Source organism: Streptomyces sp. JLSY215 (genome assembly GCF_059682825.1).
Map to the genome: position 1 here is coordinate 602,457 of NZ_CM185022.1, position 9,362 is coordinate 611,818.

The 9,362-nt window shown below is 70.6% G+C and carries 13 protein-coding genes; 4 read left to right on the plus strand and 9 right to left on the minus strand.

The genetic code is table 11. The features are described from left to right. Window positions 1-336: 336 nt before the first annotated feature. Entirely contained in the window at window positions 337-909 is a 573-nt protein-coding gene (locus AC5677_RS02735) for an AAA family ATPase (protein ID WP_497193377.1), read from the plus strand. Window positions 910-945: 36 nt separating this feature from the next. Here AC5677_RS02735 and AC5677_RS02740 read toward each other — a convergent pair whose 3' ends face one another. Both AC5677_RS02740 and AC5677_RS02745 read right to left on the minus strand, forming a co-directional pair. Beyond that, entirely contained in the window at window positions 946-1,296 is a 351-nt protein-coding gene (locus AC5677_RS02740) for a PRC-barrel domain containing protein (protein WP_497193378.1), read from the minus strand. 285 nt (window positions 1,297-1,581) lie between these two features. Next, window positions 1,582-2,223 (minus strand): TetR/AcrR family transcriptional regulator, encoded by a 642-nt coding sequence (locus AC5677_RS02745; protein ID WP_497193379.1) that lies wholly within the window; start codon window positions 2,221-2,223, stop codon window positions 1,582-1,584. Between the two features lie 65 nt (window positions 2,224-2,288). On the opposite strand from AC5677_RS02745, the gene AC5677_RS02750 reads away from it, so the two are divergent. Genes AC5677_RS02750 through AC5677_RS02760 form a run of 3 tightly spaced genes read left to right on the plus strand, consistent with a single transcriptional unit; the run spans window position 2,289 to window position 4,110 of the window. Continuing rightward, window positions 2,289-3,209: an LLM class F420-dependent oxidoreductase gene (locus AC5677_RS02750; protein ID WP_497193380.1), complete on the plus strand. Its 921-nt coding sequence runs from the start codon at window positions 2,289-2,291 to the stop codon at window positions 3,207-3,209. A 5-nt stretch (window positions 3,210-3,214) separates the two neighbouring features. After that, window positions 3,215-3,523 carry an NIPSNAP family protein gene (locus AC5677_RS02755; protein WP_497193381.1) on the plus strand — a complete coding sequence of 103 codons (309 nt, stop codon included), beginning with the start codon at window positions 3,215-3,217 and terminating at the stop codon, window positions 3,521-3,523. After that, window positions 3,520-4,110 (plus strand): Dabb family protein, encoded by a 591-nt coding sequence (locus tag AC5677_RS02760; protein ID WP_497193382.1) that lies wholly within the window; start codon window positions 3,520-3,522, stop codon window positions 4,108-4,110. Before AC5677_RS02755 ends, AC5677_RS02760 begins: the two co-directional genes overlap by 4 nt. A gap of 31 nt (window positions 4,111-4,141) precedes the next feature. Here AC5677_RS02760 and tgmB read toward each other — a convergent pair whose 3' ends face one another. The 7 genes from tgmB to AC5677_RS02795 all read right to left on the minus strand — a co-directional run bounded on the left by tgmB (window position 4,142) and on the right by AC5677_RS02795 (window position 9,362). Next, on the minus strand, window positions 4,142-5,074 hold the full coding sequence (gene tgmB / locus AC5677_RS02765) for an ATP-grasp ribosomal peptide maturase (protein WP_497193383.1): 933 nt from the start codon (window positions 5,072-5,074) through the stop codon (window positions 4,142-4,144). A gap of 6 nt (window positions 5,075-5,080) precedes the next feature. After that, window positions 5,081-5,272: a putative ATP-grasp-modified RiPP gene (gene tgmA, locus AC5677_RS02770; RefSeq protein WP_497193384.1), complete on the minus strand. Its 192-nt coding sequence runs from the start codon at window positions 5,270-5,272 to the stop codon at window positions 5,081-5,083. A 247-nt stretch (window positions 5,273-5,519) separates the two neighbouring features. After that, window positions 5,520-6,521: an aldo/keto reductase gene (locus AC5677_RS02775; protein WP_497193385.1), complete on the minus strand. Its 1,002-nt coding sequence runs from the start codon at window positions 6,519-6,521 to the stop codon at window positions 5,520-5,522. Window positions 6,522-6,607: 86 nt separating this feature from the next. Next, complete coding sequence (locus tag AC5677_RS02780) at window positions 6,608-7,462, minus strand: class I SAM-dependent methyltransferase (RefSeq protein WP_497193386.1); 855 nt, start codon at window positions 7,460-7,462, stop codon at window positions 6,608-6,610. Between the two features lie 327 nt (window positions 7,463-7,789). Beyond that, on the minus strand, window positions 7,790-8,566 hold the full coding sequence (locus AC5677_RS02785) for a thioesterase II family protein (protein ID WP_497193387.1): 777 nt from the start codon (window positions 8,564-8,566) through the stop codon (window positions 7,790-7,792). Between the two features lie 114 nt (window positions 8,567-8,680). Then, the gene (locus AC5677_RS02790; protein ID WP_497193388.1) at window positions 8,681-8,857 is read right to left on the minus strand and encodes a hypothetical protein; all 177 of its coding nucleotides are present in this window, start codon (window positions 8,855-8,857) and stop codon (window positions 8,681-8,683) included. A 289-nt stretch (window positions 8,858-9,146) separates the two neighbouring features. After that, window positions 9,147-9,362 (minus strand): MbtH family protein, encoded by a 216-nt coding sequence (locus AC5677_RS02795; RefSeq protein WP_497193389.1) that lies wholly within the window; start codon window positions 9,360-9,362, stop codon window positions 9,147-9,149.

The following is a 9,362-nucleotide window of genomic DNA, read 5'->3' on the forward strand; positions in this document are numbered from 1 at the left end:
CCGACCGGACCCGCGGCGGTCGACGCGGGCCGGCGGCCGACGAGAACCTGCCCTCGTGCACGACGCCGATGATGGAGCCGGTGTCGGCGTCCGTATGGTCGCGCACCGCAGACCACACCGCTACGAGAACACGCAGAGCACCGCCGCGTAACAAGCCGCGAAGTCCAAAGACGTCGCGTACCGACGACGTCGGCGACCACCTGGGGCACGGCAGCTGACGGCCAGTCCGTTTCACTCGAAGGAGTGGTTGACTTGTGGGGCCCCGCTTCTCCGAAGCCGGTGCCGGCCCGAAAACGAGTGGCACACAGGAGCGTGCGCCGCATAGCTTGCGCGCTTGTGGCTGATGATCCAGAAGCGCTTGTCGCCGATGCGACGCCGCACTGCCTGATCGTGACGGGGATGCCGGGGGCCGGGAAGTCGACGGTGACCCGGCTGGTCGCCGAGTGCCTGCCGCGCTCCGCCCGGCTCGACGGCGACCACATCAGCAGGCTGGTCGTCAGCGGGCGCGTCGGGGCCCTTGGCGAGCCCGCCGACGAAGCGGCGCGGCAAGTGGAGCTGTGCAACCGCAATCTGTGCCTGCTGGCGCACAACTTCTGCGACGCCGGCTTCACGCCCGTGATCGACTGGGTGATACCCGACCGCGAGCAGCTGGACTTCTTCGTCTCTCTCCTCCCGGCGCGGCGGGTCCTGTTCGTCGTTCTTGCACCGGGCATCGAGGTGTGCCGGTACCGCAACACCATCCGGGATCCACGTGAGCGGTTCGACTTCGACGGCTATGCAGAGCTGGACGCCGGCATGAGGCGTGAGCTCGGCGAGGTCGGCTGGTGGTTCGACACCGCGGCCCTCACTCCAGGGCGGAGCGCCGACCGCATCATCCGCGAGGCGCGCCACCGGGCCCCGGTGAACTGACTCCCTTCCGTGACCGTGCCCCGTGCCGCCGTTGTGTCAGGAATGCGGAGCGCCGTAGTAACTCGCGAGCTCGTGGTGGTACGCGTCGTCGCCGATGTGCTTCTCCCGGTGGAACTCCGGGGCGTTCTTGATCTCCTGCTTCGTCCGGGCCACATACAGCGTCGTGGTGTCGAAGTCGACCGAGGAGATGACGCCGGCCGGCAGCAGGACATGTTTGCCGAAGATCCACCCCTTGGTGTCGACCACCAGCCAGGAGGCGCCGACCTCGTCGGAATGCTCGTCGACCGTGCCGACGCTGCCGTCGATCGCCTCGACCTTGAAACCGGTCAGTTCGGTACCCGGCCGGTGGCCCGCGGCCTCCTGATAGCTCCAGATGTTGCCCGCCATGACAAGAGCTCCTCTTGTGGTCATGGATGTGGCGGCAGCGCCGGACGCGATGAAGGGTCGGCCATCGGCGGTTCCGGTCCTGGGCCGTTCGGCTGCGCAGCCCTGGCCTCGTCCGGGGTGCTCCCTCTCCGGTCATTATGCGCCCGGCACCGGACGGCTGCCGCCGCGGCAACCGGCGGCAGCCGGGAAGCCACGATCGCGCCTGGCAGCGGGGCGCCTCAGCGTCGTGGTGACGGTCCGCGGGGTGCGGGCGGCGGATGCGGGCCGGCGTGATGGGTGGTGCGGTCAGTCGGCGGCCGGAGCGCTCAGCATCGCGGTGAGCATCACGGTCAGGTCCGCGCAATATCTCGTTCCGCCGACCGCCTGCCGCTGCCCGGACTGCATCTGGCGTGCGCGATCCGCGAATGCCGCGCCGACCAGCATCACCATCGCCTCGACGCGCTCCTTGGCGAGGTCGGTCGGCACGCCGACGTCCTGGGTCAGCCGGGCGTCGACCCGCTCGAAGAGCCGCCAGGTCAGGCTGTCGCGCAGCGCCGGATGCGGTACGCCGTCGCGGAAGCCGGTCTCGTGCGCGAGCTGGGCGACGATTTGCAGGCAGTAACGGCCGCTGTCGTGGGCAAGTTCGGCGGCCTCGGCCGCGACATAGGCCCGGAGCAGGGTCGTCAGCGGGGCGGCGGGGTCGAGTTCCTCCAGGGCGGGGGCCAGTGCCGCCTCCACCCTTCGCTGATGCTCCGTCAGGATCGCATTCAGCAGGCCCTCACGGGAGCCGAAGTGGTAGTGCAGCGCGGAGGAGTTGCTCTGTCCGGCGCGCTCGGTGATGTGCCGGGTGAGGGCGCCGGCCACGCCGCGTTCGGCGAAGAGCTCCTCGGCCGCGCGCAGGAGACGCTGTCGCGTCGCCGTCGTTCCAGGTCTTGTCTTCTCTGCCACGGGCCGATATTAATCGATCCAATTACTTAATCGCTCCCATTAGAAGGGGGCGGTGAGGGAGGGTGATGACGGTGCGGCTGGGCATGATGGCGCCGTTCGCGGACGGGCTGATCACCTCCGGCGGCTTCCTGCGCGATCTCGCGGGGACGCTGGAGGAGTGCGGCGTCGAGTCGCTCTGGACGGTCGAGCATGTGGTGGTGGCCGAGGCCTACGAGCCGCTCTACCCCTATGCGAGGTCGGGGCAGATGCCCGGCGCCGCCGGCACGATGCCGATGCCGGATCCGCTGGAGACGATCGCCTTCCTGGCCGGAGCGTCGAACAGCCTGCGGTTCGGCACGGCGATGGTGGTGGCGCCGCTGCACAGTCCGGTGGTGCTCGCCAAGCGCGCGGCGACGATCGACCGGCACTCCGGCGGGCGGCTGATGCTGGGCCTGGGCATCGGCTGGCAGAAGGAGGAGTACGCGGCCGTCGGCGTGCCCTACCGCGACCGCGGGGCCCGGCTGGACGAGTGCATCGGAGCGATGCGCGCACTGTGGTCCCAGGCCCCGGCGACCTACCAGGGGGAGCATGTGGCCTTCGACCGGGTGCACTGCCTGCCCCGGCCGGAGTCGGGCGCGGTACCGATCGTTCTGGGCGGCAACAGCGACCCGGCCGTGCGCCGGACGGGGCGCTCCGGCGACGGCTGGTTCCCCTACACCATCACCGCCGAGGATTTCGCCCGGCAGGCCGACCTGCTGCGTCATGCTGCGCAGGCGGCCGGACGGGCGGAGGACGCGGTCGAGCTCACGGCCTGGCCGGGCTCCTGCGACCCGGAGCGGGCGAGCAGCGACCCCGCATGGGTGCGGGAGTACGTACGGGCCGGGGCGACCCGGCTGGTGATGTCGCCGCGCATCGGCGGCGCGGACGGTCTGCTCGGGCCGCGCGGCCTGGCGGGGCTGCGCGAGCAGATCGACCGGTACCGCGCCGAAGTCCTCGAGAAGCTGTGACGGCCGTGCAGGTACAGGACCGCATCGTGCTGCCGGCGGAGCACGCCGGACCCTGGCTCGAACGCTGGCGGGGCGAGTATCTGCCCGGCGCCCGTGCCCGCGGATTGACGCCGAAGGGCGTGTACCGCACGCACACCGGCACCGGCACCGTCGCCCTGACCGTGATCTGGACGCTCCCCGGTCCGTACGCGTTCTACGAGATGCGCGCCGCCGCGGCCGCCGATCCCGATGTCACGGCCTTCTGGGCGTACACCGACGCCCTGGCCGTCGAGCGCGACCGCCAGGTGAGCCAGTTGCTGGAGGAGCTCGTATGACCCGCTGGGTGATCTTCACATCGGCCTCCGAAGCGGCCGTCGGCCGGTGCCGGGCGGGCGTCCGGCCGCCCGGTGTCCGCGACTGCGCCGTGGGGCCCGATCTGCCGGGCAGTTTCGGCGGCTCGGGCCTGAGCTGGGACGTCACCGCCGATGGCGGTCCGGCCGCGGTGGGGGCGCTGCTGGGCGGGGCGGAGGCCGACGCCGTACCCCTCACGCCGGTGGCCTCGCGGACGGTGAGCCTGTCCGGTCCGCGCGTGAAACGCACCCTGGCACTCACGGTACGGCCCGGCACTCCGCCGGAGACCGTGGCCCGTTTCGAAGCCGATCTGATGGCGATGCCCGACCACATCGCGACGATCCGCTCATGGGCGCTGAGCCGCGTCGACGCGACCATGGCGTCCACCCGCTGGACCCATGTCTGGGAACAGGAATTCACCGACGTCGACGGCCTGACGGGCGAGTATCTGCGGCACCCCTACCACTGGACCTACGTCGACCGCTGGTTCGACTCCGAACTGCCGTCCTCGGTCGTCGCCCCGGCCCTCGCCCACGTCTTCCGGTGGGCGGACGCCCCCGTCCTGACCTGACGTGGCACTCCCACGCGGCAGGCGGGCGACGTCAGTAGGCGGAGGGCTCGGCCGCGAGCCAGTCGGCCACGGCCTGAGCGATGGGCTGGTCGGTGTCGAGCTGGACGAAGCCGAACTGGCCGCCCTGGTTGCACTCCAGGAACCACCACGTCCGGTCGTCGTCCTCCGCGAAGTCGAAGGCGCCGTAGGAGAGTTGGGAATGCCGCAGATAGGCGTCCACCGCGTTCCGCACCCGGTCCGGCACTTCGACCGGCTCCCACGGGCCGCCCACGCTGAATCGGCTGTCCACCTCCTCGGAGTCGGCCTTCCTGCGGGCGGCGAAGAGCCGGTCTCCGACGCAGGTGAGCCGGATATCGGCCCGCTTGGGGATATGCAGTTGCAGCAGGGTCGGCCCGGCCGCCACCCCGGAGAAGTCCACGTCCGGGCTGATCCGCGTGGTCGGCAGCACCATCGGCGGATCGGTGGGGTGCCCGCCCGACACCGATTTCACCACGACGTCCTGATGCGCCCTCGCGAACTGCCGGGCCACCGTCGGGAACGAGGTGATCACCGTGGGAGGCACGGGGAATCCGCTGTGGTGGGCGGCGCGCAATTGCCAGGGCTTGCGGCGTGCTCGTGCGGCCGCGACGGGGTGGTTCATCCAGCGTGCGCGGGTGCAGTCGAGGATGCCGTACAGGGCGTGCTCGGACTCGGCCGTGAGCCATGCGGACGGTTCCGGGGCACGCGTTCCGGGTGTCCCGGGGCGGCGAACCCATACGGACCGCAGACTGCTCAGACCCACCACGCGTTCGCCTGCCTTGAGGTAGCCCTCGAAGTCGCCCTTGGCGTACTCCGCGGACACGGCGACCTCCCCGGGGAGATCGGCGGGGTCGAGGCGGACGAGCGGGACACCGAGTGTGTGCAGCCTCGCCACCACCATGTCCGCCGTCACGTCCTCCTCGCAGGTAAGAATCAAGACGGTCATCGCGGATCAGTCGTCGAAGTGGGTCTTGGAGCCGGCGGTCGAGGTGGTGGTGCCGGTGGCCAGCAACACCGCCCTGCTGTTGGTCGCCGGGCGACCGTCAGGGAGGACGTTCAACTGCCGTGTGGCGTCGTAGGTGTACGGCACGGCTGACGACGGCTGAGCCGGCGGTCGGGCAAAGCTCAGAGCGAACGGTCGCATACCTCCCCCTCAGGGCTAGGGGCGCTGCGACATCCGGTGGTCTGGGCCGGGGACGCTTAGCGCCTTCTGGCTAATCTCTACGAGAAACACTGCAAAAGCCGATCGAATAATGAACGTTTTTGATCGTTTCTGCCGATGTTCTTGACGTCGCTGACTTGAGTGTCGTCGACGAGAAGAGAGACGACCGAACCCCGGCCAGGGTTCCCTCCGGTGGTCCGGGCAGGGCCGGGCCCCCTGGTGGACCCGCTCAGTGCCCCACCCGCTCCAGTGCCGACTCCGGGTAGCGCTCGCCCGCCACGGCCTCCTCGGGCACGGCCTGGCGGAGCAGATCGCGGTCGGCCTCGGACAGGGCCAGTTCCACGGCGGCGACGTTCTCCTGCAGATAGCGGCGGCGCTTGGTGCCGGGGATGGGCACGATGTCCTCCCCCTGGGCCAGCAGCCAGGCCAGCGCGGCCTGGCCGGGCGAGCAGCCGATCCGCGCGGCAACGTCCCGAACGGCCTGGACAAGGGCCAGGTTGCGCTGGATGTTCTCGTCGGCGAACCGTGGCCAGCGCCGGCGGTTGTCCTGCGGGAGCAGATCGCCGCGGGAGGAGACGCCCCCGGCGAGCATGCCGCGCCCGAGCGGGGAATACGCCACCACGGCGATGCCCAACTCCCGGCAGACGTCGAGCAGTTCGCCCTCCACCACGCTGCGGGTGAAGAGGGAGTACTCCACCTGGACCGCGCTGATCGGGTGGACGGCATGGGCCTTGCGCAGCGTCGCGGGGCTGACCTCGCTCAGTCCGAGATGGCGTACGAGCCCGGCCTGCACCAGCTCGGACATGGCACCGACCGTCTCCTCGATGGGCGTGACGGGGTTGCGGCGGTGGGCGTAGTAGAGGTCGATGTGCTCGGTACCCAGGCGGCGCAGCGAGGCCCGGCAGGCGAGAGGAACGTACGCCGCGGAGGTGTCCACGTCGCCGACCCGGCCCGTGGCCGCGTCGTGCCGGAGCCCGAACTTCGTCGCCACCACTACCCGGTCCCGCTCCTGCGCGTGCCTGTGCAGCCAGCGGCCGACCAACTCCTCGTTACTGCCCTGCCCGTAAGCGTCGGCGGTGTCCAGAAGCGTGATGCCGCTCTCGAGGGCGCGGTCCAGGGTGTGCTGGGACTCCTCCTCGTCCGGTACGCCGTAGGCCGTCGACATGCCCATGCACCCCAGGCCGATCGCGGACACCTCGGGGCCGTCGGCACCCAGCTTGCGGTATTTCATGAAACATTCCTCCCAGCGGGCCGAGCAGCGGGACAGCAAGGCGGGCACGGGCTGTCCACGGCGAGCGACGGTGATGATCCCCGTGCTCAGGGCGTCCGGGCGACGGCCAGCAGTCGCCGGTGGCTGGGGTCGAAGGGGCGGCCGTCGTTGCCCAGGAACCGCACGTCGGCGAAGCCCGCTTCGCGCAGCCACTGTTCGAGCTCGCCCGGTTCCAGCATCCGCAGCGACCAGCGGCATTCCCGCAGGACGCGGTCGCGTACCACGGTGCGTCGGGATTCGAGCCGGCTGCGGGCCGCGTCGTAGGTGACCTCGTCGAGCATGAAATCGGAACCCACCCGCTGGAGCCCCAGTTGAGGTCGGCCGGCGCTCAGGGCCTGCTGCCGGGCCGGGTTGAGGATGTCGAGGAGCAGCCGGCCGCCTGGGCGCAGGGCGGTGCGCAGATTGGCCAGGATCACACGGCTGTCGTCGTCGCTCGTGTAGCCGAAGGAGGTGAACCACACGACCGCGGCGTCATACGCGTCCTCGGCCTTCAGCTCGCGCAGGTCGCCGGACTCGAAACTGGCCGGCAGGTCTTCCCGGTCGGCTCGGGCACGCGCGGAGTCCACCAGCGCGGGATTCCGGTCCACGCCGTGTACCTCGATTCCGCGGCGGGCCAGCTCCAGGCCGATACGCCCGAATCCGCACGCCGCGTCCAGCACCCGCATACCGGGTTCGAGCTGCCCGGCGCGTACCGCGAGGTCCGCTTCCTCCGCGTTGAACCGCGGGTCATGACCGGAACTCATGAAGTACTCGTAGTCGGTGTCGAAGACCTCGTCCAGATCCTTCTCCCGCATACGGGCGTCGTCCGCGAGCGGCACCTTCCGTAAGTCGTCCCTCTGCTGCACCCTCGTCTTCCCCCTCATCCACTGGACGTTGCCCGCCGGGCCATGGCGTGCGGTCATTCACGCCGGTTCCCGGTCCGGCAAGTGTGCGCCCCTGGGCCGCGCTCCGCCGCTGCGGCGGAGCGCGGCCCTGCACTGTGGCGTCCATCAACCTGACCTGATCACGTACGAGGCTACTTCCTGCACATCCGCCAGCCGTGTACCGGGTGTTGTCCGGCAGACTGCGCCTTGCCCCCGCCGCGCCATATCCGGCGCCGCGGTTCCGCCCGCCGCGGGTGTGGCCGTCCCCTCCGGAGCGGCCGCGTTCGGCCCGCGGACCAGGCGGCGCGCTCCATCGGGGCCCCAGCCAGGACGAGGCGCGCCCCCGCCCTGCCGGTCGGCGGCCCTTCAGCCCAGGCGGGCGGTGATATCGGCGAGGAGTTCGCCCTCGCGCGGTACGAGATAGAAGTGGTCGCCCGGGAACGAACGGACGTCGACCGCGCCGGGGGCGGTCAGTTCGGACCAGGTGTGTGCTTCCTCAAGGGCGCAGTGCGGGTCGTTGTCCCCGGTGTAGGCCGTGATCGGTGCCCGTACACGCTCCGGGTGCGGGGGACGGTGGTTCTCGATGAGCCGGTAGTCGGCGCGCAGTGCCGGGAGCAGCAGCTCGCGCAGTTCGGGGATGTCGTAGGCCTCCGCGTCGAGGCTGCCCAGCCGCCGGACTTCGGCGACGAGCGTGTCGTCGTCGCTCTTGTGCAGTTCCGTACGCCTGGCCCGGTGCGGGGCGGCGCGTCCGGAGACCAGCAGCCGCTGGGGGACGATGCCCCGCTTTTCGAGCCGCAGGGCGACCTCGTAGGCGACGGAGGCTCCCATGCTGTGGCCGAATAGCGCCAACGGCCGGTCGGCGTAGGGCTCCAGGGCCGCGTCGATCGCGTCGGCGAGGGCGTCCATGTGCGCGGCGCAGGGTTCGGAGAAGCGGTCCTGACGGCCGGGGTAGCGGACCGCGAGCAGTTCGACGTCCGACGGCAGCAGGGCGCGCCACCCGTGGAAGAACTGGGCGGTGCCGCCGGCGTGCGGGAAGCAGACCAGGCGCAGCCGCGGCTCGGCCCCCGCCCGGTGGACGCGGAACCACGTGCCCGCGGCGCTGTCGGCGGGGGGCTGCCCGGCATTCCGGCGGGCCAACGTCATGGTGCGATCACTCTCTTCCGGCCGCTCTCTGCCGGCCTCTCTCCGGCGGCCATGCGCCATCGGCCGCCCTGTGGTGGTCGGGCGGCACGAGAGATGCCGCCCGATGGCAACGCCCTACCGGCAGCCGCTGACCTGCTTCGAGTTCAGCATGGAAAGGAACATGGGGAGCTTCTCCACGGCCTTCTTGGCGATCTGTGTCGTCTGCACGGTGTTCCGCAGGCGATCCCTGACGACGAGCGTATAGGTACCGTTCTCCTGAATGAGCTCGGCCGAATACAACAGTCTTTCCATGGCGGGAATATCCCCTCGTGGTGGTGTGATCTCGTGGAATACGGGTGGCGGACGCGCCTTGGGCGGACACGTCGTCCGGCCGGGCGCTCCAGGATTCGGTCGCCTGCTTCTCGTCGCCATCGCCGGCGAAGAGGTGGTGGCCCACCCGGATCCGCCGGTTCCGGGAACTCCCGTTGAAGAAGCGGCAGAGCCCGTTCGGCGGTACGCAGGCCGACGCGCGCCGATGGCCGCCTGGGCTTCGAGCCGGGCGCGCGGGAGGCCGAGCCGGTCCGGGGCACGGGCTGCCGTTCTACCGTCGGCCGTTCATGGCGTCGACGAGGCTCTGCGGCCGCATGTCGGTCCAGTTCTGCTCGACGTACTCCAGACAGGCCTCGCGGGTGTCCTCCGGGTGGGCGACGGTCCAGCCGTCGGGCACCTCGGCGAAGGACGGCCACAGGGAGTGCTGGCCCTCCTCGTTGACGAGCACGAGGTAGGTGCCGTCCTGATTCTCGAACGGGTTGGTCAT